General features: G+C 70.7%; 13 protein-coding genes and 2 pseudogenes. 10 read left to right on the top strand and 5 right to left on the bottom strand.

Annotated elements, in window-relative coordinates:
• From ACJ73U_RS21315 to ACJ73U_RS21305, 3 genes and pseudogenes are all read right to left on the bottom strand, one after another.
• Positions 1-140: pseudogene (locus tag ACJ73U_RS21315) on the bottom strand (SAM-dependent methyltransferase); the annotation flags it as partial.
• The gene (locus ACJ73U_RS21310; RefSeq protein WP_407779429.1) at positions 130-909 is read right to left on the bottom strand and encodes an enoyl-CoA hydratase/isomerase family protein; all 780 of its coding nucleotides are present in this window, start codon (positions 907-909) and stop codon (positions 130-132) included. The pseudogene ACJ73U_RS21315 and the gene ACJ73U_RS21310, both read right to left, overlap by 11 nt.
• A 181-nt stretch (positions 910-1090) precedes the next feature.
• Positions 1091-1858 carry an ABC transporter ATP-binding protein gene (locus tag ACJ73U_RS21305; protein ID WP_407779428.1) on the bottom strand — a complete coding sequence of 256 codons (768 nt, stop codon included), beginning with the start codon at positions 1856-1858 and terminating at the stop codon, positions 1091-1093.
• Positions 1859-1996: 138 nt separating this feature from the next.
• Here ACJ73U_RS21305 and ACJ73U_RS21300 point away from each other — a divergent pair, with 138 nt between their 5' ends.
• The 6 genes from ACJ73U_RS21300 to ACJ73U_RS21275 all read left to right on the top strand — a co-directional run bounded on the left by ACJ73U_RS21300 (position 1997) and on the right by ACJ73U_RS21275 (position 7372).
• Positions 1997-2335 (top strand): WXG100 family type VII secretion target, encoded by a 339-nt coding sequence (locus ACJ73U_RS21300; RefSeq protein ID WP_407779427.1) that lies wholly within the window; start codon positions 1997-1999, stop codon positions 2333-2335.
• The gene (locus ACJ73U_RS21295; protein ID WP_407779426.1) at positions 2332-3561 is read left to right on the top strand and encodes a hypothetical protein; all 1230 of its coding nucleotides are present in this window, start codon (positions 2332-2334) and stop codon (positions 3559-3561) included. Before ACJ73U_RS21300 ends, ACJ73U_RS21295 begins: the two co-directional genes overlap by 4 nt.
• A complete protein-coding gene (locus ACJ73U_RS21290; RefSeq protein WP_407779425.1) occupies positions 3558-4130 on the top strand; it encodes a hypothetical protein in 573 nt (190 codons plus the stop codon). Before ACJ73U_RS21295 ends, ACJ73U_RS21290 begins: the two co-directional genes overlap by 4 nt.
• 32 nt (positions 4131-4162) lie before the next feature.
• Positions 4163-6277, top strand: coding sequence for a glycogen debranching protein GlgX (glgX, locus tag ACJ73U_RS21285; RefSeq protein ID WP_407779424.1), 2115 nt, complete (start codon positions 4163-4165; stop codon positions 6275-6277).
• A gap of 163 nt (positions 6278-6440) precedes the next feature.
• The gene (locus ACJ73U_RS21280) at positions 6441-6983 is read left to right on the top strand and encodes a cysteine dioxygenase (RefSeq protein WP_407779423.1); all 543 of its coding nucleotides are present in this window, start codon (positions 6441-6443) and stop codon (positions 6981-6983) included.
• Positions 6980-7372, top strand: a complete 393-nt coding sequence (locus ACJ73U_RS21275) for a rhodanese-like domain-containing protein (RefSeq protein WP_407779422.1) — start codon at positions 6980-6982, stop codon at positions 7370-7372. Before ACJ73U_RS21280 ends, ACJ73U_RS21275 begins: the two co-directional genes overlap by 4 nt.
• A 106-nt stretch (positions 7373-7478) precedes the next feature.
• On the opposite strand, the gene ACJ73U_RS21270 is transcribed toward ACJ73U_RS21275, so the two are convergent.
• Both ACJ73U_RS21270 and glgP read right to left on the bottom strand, forming a co-directional pair.
• Complete coding sequence (locus ACJ73U_RS21270; protein WP_407779421.1) at positions 7479-8630, bottom strand: tetratricopeptide repeat protein; 1152 nt, start codon at positions 8628-8630, stop codon at positions 7479-7481.
• A 205-nt stretch (positions 8631-8835) separates the two neighbouring features.
• Positions 8836-11334 carry an alpha-glucan family phosphorylase gene (gene glgP, locus ACJ73U_RS21265; protein ID WP_407779420.1) on the bottom strand — a complete coding sequence of 833 codons (2499 nt, stop codon included), beginning with the start codon at positions 11332-11334 and terminating at the stop codon, positions 8836-8838.
• 294 nt (positions 11335-11628) lie between these two features.
• Here glgP and ACJ73U_RS21260 point away from each other — a divergent pair, with 294 nt between their 5' ends.
• The 4 genes and pseudogenes from ACJ73U_RS21260 to ACJ73U_RS21245 form a co-directional block, all read left to right on the top strand.
• Entirely contained in the window at positions 11629-13596 is a 1968-nt protein-coding gene (locus ACJ73U_RS21260) for an alpha-1,4-glucan--maltose-1-phosphate maltosyltransferase (protein WP_407779419.1), read from the top strand.
• A gap of 123 nt (positions 13597-13719) precedes the next feature.
• Positions 13720-14667 (top strand): zinc metalloprotease, encoded by a 948-nt coding sequence (locus ACJ73U_RS21255; protein ID WP_407779418.1) that lies wholly within the window; start codon positions 13720-13722, stop codon positions 14665-14667.
• A 170-nt stretch (positions 14668-14837) separates the two neighbouring features.
• Positions 14838-16633, top strand: a pseudogene (gene treS, locus ACJ73U_RS21250) (maltose alpha-D-glucosyltransferase).
• Positions 16626-16970 (top strand): maltokinase N-terminal cap-like domain-containing protein (locus tag ACJ73U_RS21245; RefSeq protein ID WP_407779417.1); only part of this gene is annotated, 345 nt, incomplete at its 3' end. The pseudogene treS and the gene ACJ73U_RS21245, both read left to right, overlap by 8 nt.

The following is a 16970-nucleotide window of genomic DNA, read 5'->3' as shown; positions in this document are numbered from 1 at the left end:
GACCACTTCTCGTCGTAGGTGTCGGCCTCCCAGTCGTGGTACAGCACGTTCGCGAGCTTCGGGTCGGAACGCGCCGCCTCGACCTCCTCGACGCTCGCGTGCGGGTTCGGTGCCGGATCACTTGCCCGATCACTTACCACTGAAGGTCGCCTTTCCCGGCCCGTTCTCGATGAACGACCGCATGCCCGTCTTCTGGTCCTCGGTGGCGAACAACGCCGCGAACAGCTGGCTCTCCAGCCGCAGCCCGCTGTTCAGGTCGCCGTCGAGCCCGCCGTCGATGGCCGCCTTGGCCGCGGCGAGCGCGACCGCGGGCCCGTTCGTGAACCGGGACGCCCAGCTCCTGGCCGCCTCGTACACCCCGTCCGGCGCGACGACCTCGTCGACCAGACCCATGTGGAGAGCCTCGCCCGCGTCGATGAAGCGACCCGTGTAGACGATGTCCTTCGCCTTGCTGGGGCCGACGAGCCGCGCGAGCCGCTGCGTGCCGCCGGCGCCGGGGATGATGCCGAGCAGGATCTCCGGTTGGCCGACCTTCGCGTTGTCGCCGGCGATCCGCCGGTCGCAGCACAGGGCCAGCTCCAGGCCGCCGCCCAGCGCGTAGCCGGTGACGGCCGCGACGGTCGGCTTCGGGATCGCGGCGACGGCCGAGAACGAGGACGACAGCTCCAGGGCGCGGGCGGCCATGTCCGTGTAGGACATGTCGGCCATCTCCTTGATGTCCGCGCCGGCCGCGAACACCTTCTCGCCGCCGTGGACGATCACCGCGCGGACGTCCTCGCGCCGGGACGCCTCCTGCGCCGCGGCGCGGATCTCCTCCTGCACCTGCCGGTTGAGCGCGTTCATCGGCGGCCGGTCCAGCCGGATGGTGCCGACGCCGCTGTCGACCTCTAACCTGACGAACTCACCCACGGGCTGCCCCTCCTACTGTTCAGTAGCCATGAAGTCTAGGGCCTGTCCTGGATCTTTGTGCGAAGTCCATGCCCGATCAACAGCGACCTCGGGGGAACGTGACGGCACCCAGCCACAATCCACCTCGGCACCCGCACCGACGCCGGGACGCGACCCACACATCACATTCCGGGGAGGCGGACTAGTCGCGGCGACGCGCGAAGTAGCGGTCGCCGATGCGGTCCAGCTCGAGTTCCTGGCCGAACGTCTTGGACAGGTTCTCGCTGGTGAGAACGTCGTCGATCAGCCCCTGCGCGACGATCCCGCCGTCGGCGATCAGAAGCAGGTGCGTGAAGCCGGGCGGAATCTCCTCGACGTGGTGGGTGACCAGGATCGACGCGGGCGCGTCCGGGTCGCGGGCCAGCTCGGACAGCCGGGCGACCAGGTCCTCGCGGCCACCCAGGTCCAGGCCGGCGGCCGGCTCGTCGAGCAGCAGCATCTCCGGGTCGGTCATCAGCGCGCGGGCGATGATCGTCCGCTTCCGCTCGCCCTCGGACAGGGTGCCGAACTCGCGCTCGGTGAGGTCGCCGATGCCGAGGCCCGCGCACAGGTCGAGCGCGCGGCCGGTGTCCAGCCGGTCGTAGGCCTCGCGCCAGCGGCCGAGCACCGCGTAGCCGGCGCTCACCACCACGTCGAGCACCTTCTCCTGCGGCGGCACGCGGGCGATCACGGCGGCCGAGCAGAAGCCGATGCGGGGCCGCAGCTCGAACACGTCCACCCGGCCGAGCTTCTCGCCGAGGACGTGCACCTCGCCCGTGGTGGGGTGCAGCTCGGCGGCCGCGAGCCGGAGCAGCGTCGTCTTGCCGGCCCCGTTGGCGCCGAGGATCACCCAGCGCTCGTCCAGCTCGACGCTCCAGTTCACGTCCGCCAGCAGGTGGTTCTTCCCGCGGCGGACACCAACGCCCGACATGTGCACAACAAGGTCGTCAAGCTCGGATCCCGTCACGGTGCCCTATTCAACAGCAGGCTTTGCGCAGCCGTGCTCTCGGTTTGCCTCCGTGCGCAGCCCCGGTGGTCGCGCGTGAACTCCGCCGCGAGACTCGCCGTCATGACCGGCTACACCGTCAACACCGCCAGCCTCGCCATCCGGGTCGGCGAGCTGAACGCCGTCGCCGACCAGGTGGGCGCCGTCGTCGGCGCGCTCGACCTGGCCGGCGGCGACCTCGGGCCCGGGGAGATCTCCGCCGCCGTCGCCGACGTGGCCGGCGAGTGGCGCGACAACCTCGACGACATGCGCGGCAAGATCGAGAAGATCGCCGACAACGTGCGGGGCGCGGTCGCCAACTACGAGGTGGTCGAGCAGGGCGGGTACGACCGCATGCGCGCGCTCGCCGAGGGCACCGTCCGCGACGCGGTGTTCGAGACGCTACGGGACGCGCGGCCATGACGCGCGCCTTCCCCGCCCTCGGGTTCGATCCCGCGCGCGGCGAGGCCGGCGCCGTGCAGACGCTCATGCTCCAGCTGGCCACGGCCGGCGAGCTGGTCGGCGCGACCCTCCCCCGCCTGGAGGAGGCCGTGAAGATCACCGACGACGCCGAGTGGGGCGGCAGCGCGGCCGAGGAGTTCTCCGACCACGGCGACGACCTGCCCCAGGGCCTCGGCAAGGGCGGCGAGGCGATCAACGCCGTCGCGAAGGCCCTGTCCAGCTGGTACGGCACGCTGGTGGCCAACCAGGCGCGGGCCGACGTCCTGGAGGCGGCGGCGCGGAAGCTGAAGGCCAAGCTGGGCACGTTCGACACGTGCACCCCGGAGTCGACCGCGGTGAGCACCCAGCTGAGCCGGGTCATCGACGACGCGCGGCGGCTCGAGGCCCGCCACCTGCGCCAGGCCAACGCCACCGCCGACGTCATCCGCGGCGGCAGCGACGGCGACCCCTTCGAACCGGAGAACGACGCCTGGTACGTCCAGGCCCTCGACGGGATCGCGGTGAGTGCCGACGGCGTGTCGCTCGCCACGGGCACCCTCGCGGCCGGCCTCGCCGCGACCGGTGTTGGCGTGGTGCCGGCCGCGGCCCTGGAGGTCGCGTCCACGGGAACCGGCGCGGTGGGCTCGCTGGCCGCCCTGGGCCAGCAGCTGGCCGGGTCCCGCAACGCCCCCGGCTGGGCGTCGGTGGTCCTCGGCCTGGGCACGACCGTCGTCCCCGGCGGCGGCACGGCGGCCGCCGCGGTCCGCTCCGGCGGCCGGGTGGCGCTGAAGCGGGGGTCGAAGGCGGCGGTGCGCGCGGCTCGCAAGGACATCACGGCCGCGGCGACCGGCGGCGGCGTGCCCGGCGTGGTCACGGGCGTGCGCAAGATCCGCGACCACGGCCTGTCGGGCAAGGTCTCGCGCGACCTGACGGCGGCCGGCCGCGAGGTGGCCAAGCGCGAGGGCGTCGACCTCCCGCGGAACCTGGCCGACCGCAAGGCGGAGCTGCAGCGCCTGGGTCTGGAGGCCAAGCAGCGGGAGGCCTACGCGAACCTGGTCGACAAGGGCACGGCGATCGCGGACAAGGCGGGCGTCGAGCTGACCCCCGAGCAGAAGGCCGAGCTGAAGCTCCTGCAGCAGGGCATCAACCCCACGCCGAAACAGCTGGACAAGATGCTGGAAGCCATGGCCAAGGACGCCCTGAAGTGATCATCGACCTCCCCGACACGGTGTGGCGCCTGCCCCTGGAAGACCCCGACCTGGCCGTGCGCGAGTACGCCGCCCTGGCCGACCAGCTGCGTGGCGGCACCGGCGCCTACGCCGACCTGGAGGCCGCGGCCACCGAGGCGGTGGACACGGCGCTGCGGGCGGGCGCGCTCCTGCTCGCGGTGGTGGCTCCGCCGGACGCCGCCCCCGCCGTGCTCACGGGTGTCCCGTTGACCGGCTCCCGGTGGGAGGCCGAGGCGCTGCGGGACTCGGTCGAGAACGTGGGCGGCCCGGACGTCCGGGAGACGCTGGTCGTCGACACCGACCTCGGTCCGGCGGTCATCGCGCAGCGGGTACCCGGCGTCGAGCAGGCCCGCGCCGGGCGCCCGCTCGCGCTGCAGCTCCAGGCGTTCATCCCGGCGGAGGTCCAGCTGCTGCTCACCCTCGCCTGCGGGTCCGCGCACGGCTGGGACACCCACCAGCTGCTGTTCTGCCAGGTCGTGCGGTCCGTCCGGGCCGAGCCGGCGCCCGCGGACGAGGAGTCCTTCGAGAATCACACCTATCGGCTCTGATCATCTGGGGTGCCGCCAGGCAAGATGGAGGAATGCCCGACGTCGACGTGCTGCCCGGCCATCCGTTCCCGTTGGGCGCGCACCCCGAGGCCGGCGGCGTGCGGTTCGCGGTCGCGTCGTCCGTGGCGGAGGCCGTGGAACTGTGCCTGATCGGCGAGGACGGCAGCGAGCGGCGCGTCGAGCTCACCGAGCACACGTTCGGCATCTGGCACGGGCTCGTCCCGGCGGTCACCCCCGGCCAGCGGTACGGCTACCGCGTGCACGGGCCGTACGAGCCGGACCGCGGCCTGCGCTGCAACCCGCACAAGCTGCTGATCGACCCGTACGCGCGGCGGATCTCCGGCACGGTCGGCGACCTCAAGGCCACGCTCGGTTACGAGGGTGACCCGATGTCCGGCCGGCGGTCGACGGTCGACTCGCTCGGGCACGTCCCGCTGTCGGTCGTCACGTCACCGGGCGGTGTCGACACCGGTATCAAACCCGAGACGCCGTTCGAGGAGACGGTGATCTACGAGCTGCACGTGAAGGGCTTCACCAAGCTGCACCCGGACGTGCCCCCGCACCAGCGCGGCACCTACCTCGGCCTCACGCACCCGGCCGTGCTCGACTACCTGGTGCGGCTCGGCGTGACCGCGGTCGAGCTGCTGCCGGTACACGCGATCGCGGACGAGCCGTCGCTGCGCAGGCGCGGCATGCGCAACTACTGGGGCTACTCCACGCTCGGCTTCCACGCCCCGCACGAGGCGTACGCGAGCGAGCCGGGGCAGGAGGTCGCCGAGTTCCGCACGATGGTCGCGGCACTGCACGCCGCGGGCATCGAGGTGATCCTCGACGTGGTGTTCAACCACACCTGCGAGGGCGCGGTGGACGGGCCCACGTTGTCGCTGCGGGGTTTCGACGCGCCGGCCTACTACCTGCACGACCGCAACGGCTCCACGGTGGACCTCACCGGCTGCGGCAACACGCTGAACCCCGGCTCGCTGCCGGTCGTGCGGCTGGTCACGGACTCCCTGCGGTACTTCGCGAACGAGCTGGGTGTCGACGGGTTCCGGTTCGACCTCGCGAGCGCCCTGGGCCGGCCACGCGGCGGCTGGTTCGACCCGGACTCCGCGCTGATGACGGCGATCTCGGTCGACCCGGGACTGGCGCGGTGCAAGCTGATCGCGGAGCCGTGGGACGCCACCGCGGACGGCTACCGGGTCGGCGGCTTCGCTCCACAGTGGACGGAGTGGAACGACCGCTTCCGGGACGGGGTGCGGGACTTCTGGCGCGGCGCGGTGAACGTCCGGGACCTCGCGTACCGGCTGTCCGGCTCCGAGGACCTGTACGCCGCGAACACCCGCCGGCCGTGGGCGTCGATCAACTTCGTCACCGCGCACGACGGGTTCACGCTGCGGGACCTGGTGTCCTACAACAACAAGCACAACGAGGAGAACGGCGAGGGCGGCCGGGACGGCGCGGACTTCAACCGGTCGTGGAACTGCGGCGTCGAGGGTGAGACGGCCGACCCGGACGTCCTGGCGCTGCGGGACCGGCAGGCACGCAACCTGCTCGCCACGCTGCTGCTGTCGACCGGCACGCCGATGCTCACCGCGGGCGACGAGCGGTGGCGCACGCAGGGCGGCAACAACAATCCGTACTGCCTGGACAACGAGGTCTCGTGGGTGTCGTGGGAGCCACTGCCGCAGGCCGAGGACCTGCTCTCCTTCACCCGCAAGGTGATCGCGTTGCGGGCCGACTCGCCCGCGTTGCGCCAGCCGCACTTCTTCGACGGCCGCCCGACCCACTCCGGCAAGCCGGACCTCGTGTGGTTCTCCCCCCGCGGCGAACCGATGAACGACGACGACTGGTTCGACGAGAAGCGCCGCACGCTCGGCATGTGGATCGACGGCTCGACCAGCCTGTCCCGCGACCGCTCCGGCGAGCTGATCCCGGACGACAACTGGTTGGTGCTGCTGCACGCCGGCGCGGAGCCGATCGAGTTCACGCTGCCGGGCATCGGGTTCGGCGAGGTCTTCGTGCCCGTCCTGGACAGTGGGACACCACGCGGCGAGCCCCTGGACATCAGGCCGGTCGAGGCCGGGAAGTCGTTGACAGTCGCCGCTCGAACGCTGCTGGTGCTGCGCACGCCACGTACCACAGCGTGAGACGACTGGCCGGGGCGTGTTGGGCATGCCAACATCACTTGTGTGTTCCGGTCGCTGATGAGTTGGCGTGACCGCACGGTCGACCTGTTGCTGGTCGCCTCGTGCGGCTGTACCGGCGGGTGAGTTCTCGTTCCTTCCCCCGTCGACCCGTGGAGCACGTCCCATGACCGCCGTACTGGCCCCGTCGTCCCTGTCTGCCCTCGTCCGCCCGCGCGGTCCACTGTGGAGTCCCACGGAGCTGCGCGACCTGGTGACCACGATCGGTGTCCAGCACCGTGACGAGTTGCTGGCCCAGGTCCGGTTCGCCAGCCCGCTGCGCTGGTGGTCGCGGCTCGCGCTGACCGAGGAGGTCGAGGTGTGGCTGCTGTCGTGGCTGCCCGGCCAGCACACGGAGCCACACGACCACGGCGGCGCGTCCGGCGCGTTCTCGGTCGTGCTGGGGTCGCTGTCGGAGACGTACCGGTACCCGGGCGGGGACATTCTCCAGCGGACTCACTCGTTGGGGTCGTCGATCGGGTTCGGGGCCGGGCGGGCGCACCAGGTGTGGAACACTTTCCCGGACAAGGCCGCGACCGTGCACGCGTACTCGCCGCCGCTGGTGCCCACACGCGAGTACGCGTCGCTGTGGGACATCCCGGCGTCGATCCCGCCCCTGCCACCCCGGCGGTCGTTGGCGGAGTTGGCGAAGGAGCCGGTGGAACCGTGAGTCTCGTGGACGACGTGCTGGCGCGGGCCCGGAGTCGGCTGTCCCGGGTGTCCCCCGACGAGCTGGTCGAGTTGCCGCCCGACCACCTGCTGGTCGACATCCGGCCGATGCACAACAGGGTGGCCGAGGGTGAGATCCCGGGAGCCGTGCCGGTCGAGCGGATCGTGCTGGAGTGGCGCCTGGACCCGTCCGGTGAACACCGCCTACCGGGCTTCACCACCGACACGACCGTGGTGGTCTTCTGCAACGAGGGCTACGCGTCCAGCCTCGCCGCCCGCGACCTGCAGAACGTCGGCCTGCCGAAGGCAACCGACCTGGTAGGCGGCTTCCGCGCCTATCGCGAAGCCGGCCTCCCAACCCAACCCGGCGGCACCCCACCCATCACCTGACCGACCCGCGTGTCCAACAGTCCGGACGCGTGAGTCCAACAGAACGTGCCACGGGTCGCGGCGGTTTTGGTTGAACTCACCGGTCCGGAGCGTTGGACACGCGCCGTCAGCCAGCCACTTCCAGGCGGATGCGGGTGTTCGCCACCCGGGGCCACCACTTCGCCAGCTTCTCGGCCTCGCCGATCACCTCTCGGGCGGTGCGGTTGTCGCCGGCGGCCATGTGGGCTTTGGCCAGGGTGGCCAGGTCGTCGGCTCTGGCCAGGAGGTCGTCGCCGGCGCCGGCGGCTAATCGGGCCAGGGCGATGGCGTCTTTGAGGTTGCCGCGGAGGAGCTCGACCATGGCTCGGGCGCCGTTGAGCTTGTGGTTCGGGTAGCCCAGGGTCGCCGCGTTCTCGATCGCCTGGCTTGCGGTGGACAGGCCCAGCTCCGGGTCCAGTTGACCGGCCTCGACGGTGGCGCAGGCCAGGCCCGCCAGGGCCGCGAACGAGCTCGCCGCCTGTTGGGGGTCGGAGGTCGAGTCCGAGGTCAGTTTCACGGCCAGGATCATGGCCTCCGCGTAGCGGCCCTGCGCCTCCAGCACCGAGATCCGCGCGGCGAGGGCCGGGCGCAGGTCCGGGTAGGTCTCCCGCAGGTGGGCGGCCAGGCGTTCGGCCGTGACCAGGTCACCGGCCTGGGCGGCCGCCACCGCGTTGCCGATCATCGGGGCGGCTTCCATCTGCCTCGCGATGTCGTTGCCGGCCCTCGGGAGGCTGAACAGCAGCCAGCCCGTCGACGTGGTGGTCGCGGTGCGCTTCGGGATGAGTGACAGCACCAGTGACGCCACCGTCGCCAGCGCGAAGCCCCGGGTGAACGGGCCGGTCGCGAGCAGCAGAATCGCGGTCACGGCCAGGGCCACCTCGAACCCGAGCGCGCACAGGGCCGCCACCCAGATTCTCACCCGCACGGGTGAACGTGTGGCCCGTACGGACACGGACAGCATGATCGGCAGGGCCCGCAGTGACACGATCCGGTGCGGCGTCGACCAGTCCGCCACTCGCGGACCCACACCCACCACCAGCCGCTGCACCGTCACCCCGGCCACCACCACGCTGGCCAGCAGGCCCAACTGGCTCGCCGCCACCGCCGCGAGCCCACCCACCAACGCGCCGGCCAGCCCACCCAGGGCACCCGGCACCGACCGCGTCACCGCCACGACGGCGGCCACGGTCACCAGGGTCACGAGGAACCCGGGCTTCAGCAATAGGCGAACGACCCGCACAACCACGAGACGCTACGCGCCAACCGACCGGTACCCACCCGCCGAGGGGACAGCCAAAAGGGCAGTCCGCCCTCCCGCGCGTATCCACCCCGGCAACCCGCCCTCGGGGGCACCCGAGCAACGGATACCCGAGGGGGCCGTGACGGTATCCAGCCACGGTCCGCCTCGGGTATCCGCCGGGACGCACAGAACTCCGGGGAGCTCGTCAGGCCACGACTATCCGGCCCAGCTCCACCGGGGTCGCCAGCAGGGAGTGGGTCGGGAGGACGCGGGCCGTCACGCCCAGTGAACCCGCGTGTGGCAGAGCCACCTCGGCCGTGTACTGGCCGTCCTCGGCGGGGGTCATCGGAACCGTGACCACGTCGTACAGCTCGTCGCTGTCGGCGACGCGGCCGATGACCGCCTGGACCTGCACGTCGGCGGTGGACAGGCCCGCCAGGTCCACGGCGGCGCGCACCGACACCCGCTCGCCAAGGACCGGCGTCTCCGAGCCGTTCAACGACAGGTCGCACGACGTCACGCGGATGTGCGGCCACGCGCCGGACAGCCGCTGCCGGTAGGACGCCAGCTCGCGGGCCATCCGGTATCCCTCGGCGTCGGCCAGCTCCACCGCGGTCGCGGCCGGGGTGTACTGCTTCTCGACGTACTCCTCGACCATCCGCGACGCCTGCACCTGCGGCCCGAGCGTGGACAGCGTGTGCCGCACCATCGCCAGCCACTGGCGGGGGACGCCGTCGGTCCGGTCGTAGAACAGCGGCGCCACCTGCGCGGCGAGCAGCTCGTACAGGGCCGCCGCCTCCAGGTCGTCGCGCCGCAGCGGGTCCGAGACGCCGTCGGCCGTCGGGATGGCCCAGCCGTTGGAGCCGTCGTAGAACTCGTCCCACCAACCGTCGCGGATGGACAGGTTGAGCCCACCGTTCAGCGCCGCCTTCATGCCGGACGTCCCGCACGCCTCCAGCGGCCTGGTCGGGTTGTTCAGCCACACGTCGCAGCCCCAGTACAGGTACCGGGCCATGGACATGTCGTAGTCGGGCAGGAACACGATCCGGTGCCGCACGTCGTGCTCGTCGGCGAACCGCACGACCTGCTGGATCAGCGCCTTGCCGCCGTCGTCGGCGGGGTGCGACTTGCCGGCGACCACCAGCTGCACCGGCCGGTCCGGGTCCAGCAGCAACGCCCGCAGCCGCGCGTGGTCACGCAGCATGAGCGTCAGCCGCTTGTAGGTCGGCACGCGCCGGGCGAAGCCGACCGTCAGCACGTCCGGGTCGAAGACGGTGTCGGTCCACGCCAGCTCCAGCGGGGACGCCCCGCGCTGCAGCCACGCCTCCCGCACCCGGCGCCGGACCTCGGTCACCAGCCGGCCGCGCAGCTCGCACCGCAGGCTCCACAGGCCGTGGTCGTCCAGCTCGGTGCCGACCGACGCCATCTCCCGCGCCGTCCACGTCGGTCCGTGCACGCCGTTGGTGACCGACGAGATCGGCACCTCGGACACGTCGAACCCGGGCCACAGGCCGCCGAACATCTCGCGGCTGACCTCGCCGTGCAGCTGGGACACGCCGTTCGCCCGCTGCGCGAGCCGCAGGCCCATGTGGGCCATGTTGAACATGCCCGGGTTGTCCTCGGCACCCAGGGCGAGGATCCGGCCCAGCTCGACGTCCGGCAGCAGCGCGCCGTCGCCGAAGTAGTGCTGCACGAGGTCGACCGGGAACCGGTCGATGCCCGCCGGGACCGGGGTGTGGGTGGTGAACACCGTGCCGGCGCGCACCGCGGACAGCGCCTCGTCGAAGGTCAGCTGGTGCGCGGACATCAGCTCGCGCAGCCGCTCCAGGCCCAGGAACCCGGCGTGGCCCTCGTTGGTGTGGAACACCTCGGGCTGCGGGTGCCCGGTCAGCTCGCAGTACGTGCGCACGGCACGCACGCCGCCGATGCCGGCCAGGATCTCCTGCCGGATGCGGTGGTTCTGGTCGCCGCCGTAGAGCCGGTCGGTCACGCCGCGCAGGTCGTCGTCGTTGCCGTCCACGTCGGAGTCGAGCAGCAGCAGCGGCACGCGGCCGACCTGCGCCTTCCAGATCCGCGCCCGCAGCACCCGGCCGCCCGGCATGGCGACGTGCACGAGGATCGGCGCGCCGGAGGGCTCGACCAGCGGGGACAGCGGCAGCGCGTTCGGGTCGAGCACCGGGTAGTGCTCGATCTGCCAGCCGTCCAGCGAGAGCGACTGCCGGAAGTAGCCGGATCGGTACAGCAGCCCCACGGCGATGATCGGCACGCCGAGGTCCGACGCGGCCTTCAGGTGGTCGCCGGCCAGCACGCCGAGACCGCCGGAGTAGTTCGGCAGCGCCTCGGTGACCCCGAACTCCATCGAGAAGTACGCGATCGATTCAGCCATGCGACCGGACGTCAGCTCTCCGCGTCGCTGCTGGTACCAGCGCGGCTCGGACAGGTAGCGGCGCAGGTCCTCGGACGCCTCGGCCAACCCGGCCCGGAACCCCTCGTCGCCGGCGAGCTCCTCCAGTCTGCTCGCGGGCACCTCCGCGAGCAGCCGCAGCGGGTCGCCGAGGCGCTCCCAGACGCCGGCGTCGATAGTGGCGAACAGGTCCTGCGTGTGTGGGTGCCAGGTCCACCTGAGGTTGGTCGCGAGCGTCTCCAGCTCGGCCAGTGGCTCGGGTAGACCGGCGCGCACGGTAAAGCGACGTACAGCTTTCACGTCGATCGACCCTAGCGGGCACCGCCGACCTGACTTCACCTGCGGGGCCGACGTGTGGCTTCACGGCCGACGGGGCACACTTCACGTATCAACTCGAGACGCACGTGGGAGGGCTTGCCCGGTGAGCGGAGCTTGCGGAGCGAACCATCAGCACTCGGGCCGTCACCGAGCCCACGGAGGGCGCCGGTGGAGCGGAGCCTGCGGAGCCGTGAGCGGAGCCTGCGGAGCCGTGAGCGGAGCCTGCGGAGCGAACCATCAGGCACTGCGGCGCCACGGAGTGGGCGAGGGGGCGGCGTGAGCGGTCGCCTTGGCATTGACGACGTTTCCCCACTGATCAGCTGTGGCCGCTACCCCTCGAAGGCGGTGGTGGGCGAGCACATCCCCGTCCGGGCCACCGTGTGGCGGGAGGGTCACGACGCCGTGGGGGCCACGGTCGTGTGGCGCGGCCCGAACGACAAGAGCGAACGCCAGACCAGGATGGACGTCGAGGACGAGTTCGCCGACTCGTGGGTCGCGTTCATCGAGCCCGACGCGACGGGCATGTGGACCTACCGCATCGACGCGTGGAGCGACCCGTGGTCCACCTGGCGGCACGCGGTCGAGGTCAAGGTCGCCGCCGCGCAGACGGCCGAGGAGCTGGCCAACGACCTCGAGGGCGGGGCGCTGCTGCTGGACCGGGCGGCCCGGCGCTTCCCGCACAACGGCGAGCGCGCGATACTCGTGTCCGCGGCCGCCGCGCTGCGCGACACGAGCCGGCCGTTACCCCGTCGCATCGCCGAGGCGCTCGACGAGCCGATCCAGCGGTACATGTGGCAGAACCCGCTGCGGGACCTGGTCACCCGCGGCCGGAAGTACCAGATGTGGGTGGACCGGCCCAAGGCGCTCTACGGGTCCTGGTACGAGTTCTTCCCCCGCTCGACCGGCGGCGTCGACGAGTCGGGCAAGGCGGTGCACGGCACGTTCGACACCGCGGTCAAGGAGCTGGACCGCATCGCGCGGATGGGCTTCGACGTGGTGTACCTGCCCCCGATTCACCCGATCGGGCGAGTCAACCGCAAGGGCCCGAACAACAGCGTCATCTCGGTGCCCGAGGACGTCGGCTCGACGTGGGCCATCGGCTCCGAGGACGGCGGGCACGACGCCATCCACCCCGAGCTGGGCACGTTCGAAGACTTCGACCGGTTCGTCGGGCGCTGCAACGAGCTGGGCATGGAGGTCGCGCTGGACCTGGCGCTGCAGTGCGCGCCGGACCACCCGTGGGTGAAGACGCACCCGGAGTGGTTCACCACGCGGCCGGACGGGTCGATCGCCTACGCGGAGAACCCGCCGAAGAAGTACCAGGACATCTACCCGCTGAACTTCGACAACGACCCCGAGGGCATCTACGCGGAGGTCCTGCGGGTCGTCATGCTGTGGGTGAGCCACGGGGTGCGGATCTTCCGCGTGGACAACCCCCACACCAAGCCGCCGAACTTCTGGCACTGGCTGATCCACCAGGTGAAGGCGCTGGAGCCGGACGTGCTGTTCCTGGCCGAGGCGTTCACCCGGCGGGCCCGGCTGTACGGGCTGGCGAAGCTCGGCTTCACCCAGTCCTACACCTACTTCACCTGGCGCACGTACAAGGCCGAGCTGGTCGAGTTCGGCCAGGAGATCGTGGCGCACGCCGACGAGGCCCGGCCGAACCTGTTCGTGAACACCCCCGACATCCTGCACGCGTCGCTGCAGTTCGGCGGCCCGGCGATGTTCGCGATCCGGGCCGCGCTGGCGGCGACGTACTCGCCGAGCTGGGGCGTGTACTCCGGCTACGAGCTGTACGAGCACCAGGCGGTGCGGGAGGGCTCCGAGGAGTACCTGGACTCGGAGAAGTACCAGCTGCGGCCGAGGGACTTCGACAAGGCGCTGGCCGAGGGGCGGTCGCTGGAGCCGTGGATCACCCGCCTCAACGCGATCCGGGCCGCGCACCCCGCGCTGCAGCAGCTGCGCACCCTGCACTTCCACCACGTGGACAACGAGGCCCTGCTGGCGTACTCGAAGTCCGACCCCGCCACCGGCGACACGGTCATCGTCGTCGTGAGCCTGGACCCGGAGCACGCGCAGGAGGGCACGGTCTGGCTGGACCTGCCGGAGCTGGGCCACGGCTGGGAGGACCGCTTCGTCGTCCACGACGAGGTCACCGGCGCGACGTGGGAGTGGGGCCAGGCCAACTACGTCCGCCTCGACCCCCTGCAGGCAGTGGCCCACATCCTGTCCGTGACCCGCTGACGAACGGCAACTGTCAACCCATCGCGTCTCGGTAACAGGGGCTGTCCAGACGACGACTTCAGCACGTACGGTCCGTTGCATGGCGTGACGAACGTGTCACGCTCCCTGCTGAGAGGTACGTGCATGTCTTTGAGAAGAAGCGCTGTCGCGGTGGCGGCGTTCGCCCTGTCCGCGTCCGCGTTCGCCGTCCTGCCGGCGGCGTCGGTGGTCGCGGCGCCAACTCACTCCGACGTCTCGGGCGTCCTCTGCGACACCGACGCGGCCGCGAGGGTCAAGCCGGGTTCGCACGTCGAGGAGCGCAACGAGCCGTCGGCGGCGCAGGTCGCGGCGGCGGAGAAGGACTTCCAGTCGCGGATCTCGGCCAGGCGCGCGGCGGGCCAGGACGTGACCGCTCAGGCGGTCGTCACGATCCCGGTCGTGTTCCACGTCGTCACCGCCTCCGACGGCACCGGCAACGTGACCGACAGCCAGATCAACCAGCAGATCGCCGAGATGAACCAGGACTACGCGGGCGGCGAGTCGTCGCAGGCCGCGAACACCGAGTTCCAGTTCACGCTCCAGTCGATCAAGCACTGGCAGAACGACAGCTGGTTCAACGACCCGGACAGCACGCAGGGTGAGGCCGCGCTGAAGACCGCCACCCACACGGGCGACAAGCGGACGCTGAACATCTGGTCCACCAACACCAGCTACCTCGGCTACGCGACGTTCCCGGAGTGGTACGCCGACGACCCGCAGCTCGACGGCGTCGTGATCCAGTACGGCTCGCTGCCGGGCGGCCCGATCACGAACTTCAACCTGGGCAAGACCGCGACGCACGAGTCCGGCCACTGGCTCGGCCTGTACCACACCTTCCAGGGCGGATGCAGCGCCAGCAACGACCAGGTCACCGACACCCCGGCGGAGCGCACGCAGACCAGCGGCTGCCCGGCCAGCAAGGACACCTGCCCGGCCGCCGGCGTCGACCCGGTCCACAACTACATGGACTACAGCTACGACAGCTGCTACAACCAGTTCACCCCCGGTCAGAAGGCTCGCATGCAGAGCCAGTGGACCACCTACCGCGCGTGAACCTGATCGCACTGGGCGCCGTCGGGGGCTCCGGCGGCGCCCTGCGTTGTGCGTGAAGCGGAAAGACCAGTGACGATGGATGGAGGGGCGGTGGTGAACCTGGCACCATGATCACCACTCCCCCCTACAAAGGCTGTTGGGCGGATTGCTGAACAAGTAAAGGTTGCGGAATGACCGATAAGCCGGAAGCAGTGACGGATGTCCGTCCGGACGCCGCCCTGGGGCTCGATGGGGTGCCACATACGGGAGCGTCGGTCACGGCCGACGGCCATCTCGTCGAACCGAACGCCGACGACTTCCGGCACGCGCGGTCAGCGCCGAAACAGCCGGACTGGTTCAAGACCGCGGTCTTCTACGAGGTGCTCGTCCGGGCGTTCAACGACTTCACCAACGACGGCACCGGCGACCTGCGCGGCCTCGCCGACAAGCTCGACTATCTACAGTGGCTCGGCGTCGACTGCCTGTGGTTGCCGCCGTTCTACGCCTCGCCGCTGCGTGACGGCGGCTACGACATCTCCGACTTCCGCGCGGTGCTGCCGGAGTTCGGCACCGTCGAGGACTTCGTCTACCTGCTCGACCAGGCGCACCGACGCGGCCTGCGGGTGATCACCGACCTGGTGCTCAACCACACGAGCGACGCCCACCCGTGGTTCCAGGAGTCGCGGCACAACCCCGACGGACCCTACGGTGACTACTACGTGTGGTCGGACACCGATGAGAGGTACTCGGACGCGCGAATCATCTTCGTCGACACCGAGACGTCGAACTGGACCTACGACCCGGTGCGCGGCCAGTTCTACTGGCACCGGTTCTTCTCCCACCAGCCGGACCTCAACTACGAGAACCCCGCCGTCCAGGAGGCGATGATCGACGTCATCCGCTTCTGGCTGGACCTGGGCATCGACGGTTTCCGGCTCGACGCGGTCCCCTACCTGTTCGAGCAGGAGGGCACCAACTGCGAGAACCTGCCGCGCACGCACGAGTTCCTCAAGCGCTGCCGCAAGGTCGTCGACGACGAGTACCCGGGGCGGATCCTGCTCGCCGAGGCCAACCAGTGGCCCTCGGACGTCGTCGAGTACTTCGGCGACCCGGCGGTCGGCGGCGACGAGTGCCACATGGCGTTCCACTTCCCGCTGATGCCGCGCATCTTCATGGCGGTGCGCCGCGAGTCGCGCTTCCCGATCTCCGAGATCCTGCAGCAGACGCCGGAGATCCCGTCCGGCACGCAGTGGGGCATCTTCCTGCGCAACCACGACGAGCTGACCCTCGAGATGGTCACCGACGAAGAGCGCGACTACATGTACACGGAGTACGCCAAGGACCCGCGCATGAAGCGGAACATCGGCATCGGCCGGCGGCTGGCGCCGCTGGTCGAGAACGACAGGCGCGTGGCCGAGTTGCTGAACGCGCTGCTGTTCAGCTTCCCCGGCAGTCCGATCCTGTACTACGGCGACGAGATCGGGATGGGTGACAACATCTACCTCGGTGACCGCGACGGGGTGCGGACGCCGATGCAATGGACCGGTGACCGCAACGGTGGGTTCTCCCGGGCCGACTTCGCCCGGCTCTACCTCCCGCCGCTGATGGATCCGGTGTACGGGTACCAGGCGGTCAACGTCGAGGCCCAGCTCCGTACACCGACGTCGCTGCTGCGCTGGATCCATCGCTTCATCGCGTTGCGCCAGGAGCACCCCGACTTCGGTTGCGGAACCTACGAGGCACTGCGCCCCGTGAACCTCCACGTCTTCGCACACCTGCGGACCTTCGAAGAAGAGGTGGTCCTCTGCGTGCACAACATGGCGCGCTCGGCGCAGGCAGTCGAGCTCGACCTGTCGCGCTTCGAGGGCATGGAACCGGAGGAGATGTTCGGCCGCACGCGCTTCCCGCGCATCGGCACGCTCCCGTACCTTCTCACCTGCCGGGGCGCGGCTTCTATTGGTTCCGGCTGAGGAAGATCGATGACTGAGGATCACGCTCGGCTCGGCACCGCCGATGTCGTCGACGACGACGCGCTCGTCCCGTACTTGCAGGCGCAGCGCTGGTACGGCGCACACTCGCGAGAGGTCCAGGCGGCGTGCGTGGTCGAGACCGTACCGCTCGACGTCGCCGGCTCGCTCCGTGTGGCGTTGGTCGACCTCGTCTTCGACACGGGCGCCCACGACCTCTACCAGCTTCTCCTGCGAGCTGAGGACGGCGAAGTGTTCGAGGCGACGGGTGATCCGTCTCTGGGCACGCGGTTGGTCGAACTCACCGCGTCGCGCGCGATCGTCGACGGCGTCGATGGACGCATCTCGTTCGACGCG

The organism is Actinophytocola sp. (genome assembly GCF_045807065.1).
Classification (GTDB): Bacteria; Actinomycetota; Actinomycetes; order Mycobacteriales; family Pseudonocardiaceae; genus Actinophytocola.
Note: the sequence above shows the minus strand (reverse complement) of the source record. Positions and strands in the feature narration are given on the sequence as shown.

Excerpts from the sequence above, each read along its gene's own strand:
- ACJ73U_RS21305 (WP_407779428.1), bottom strand. The coding sequence starts at position 1,858 with ATGTCGGGCGTTGGTGTCCGCCGCGGGAAGAACCACCTGCTGGCGGAC.
- ACJ73U_RS21300 (WP_407779427.1), top strand. The coding sequence starts at position 1,997 with ATGACCGGCTACACCGTCAACACCGCCAGCCTCGCCATCCGGGTCGGC.
- ACJ73U_RS21295 (WP_407779426.1), top strand. The coding sequence starts at position 2,332 with ATGACGCGCGCCTTCCCCGCCCTCGGGTTCGATCCCGCGCGCGGCGAG.
- glgX (WP_407779424.1), top strand. The coding sequence starts at position 4,163 with ATGCCCGACGTCGACGTGCTGCCCGGCCATCCGTTCCCGTTGGGCGCG.
- ACJ73U_RS21280 (WP_407779423.1), top strand. The coding sequence starts at position 6,441 with ATGACCGCCGTACTGGCCCCGTCGTCCCTGTCTGCCCTCGTCCGCCCG.
- ACJ73U_RS21255 (WP_407779418.1), top strand. The coding sequence starts at position 13,720 with ATGTCTTTGAGAAGAAGCGCTGTCGCGGTGGCGGCGTTCGCCCTGTCC.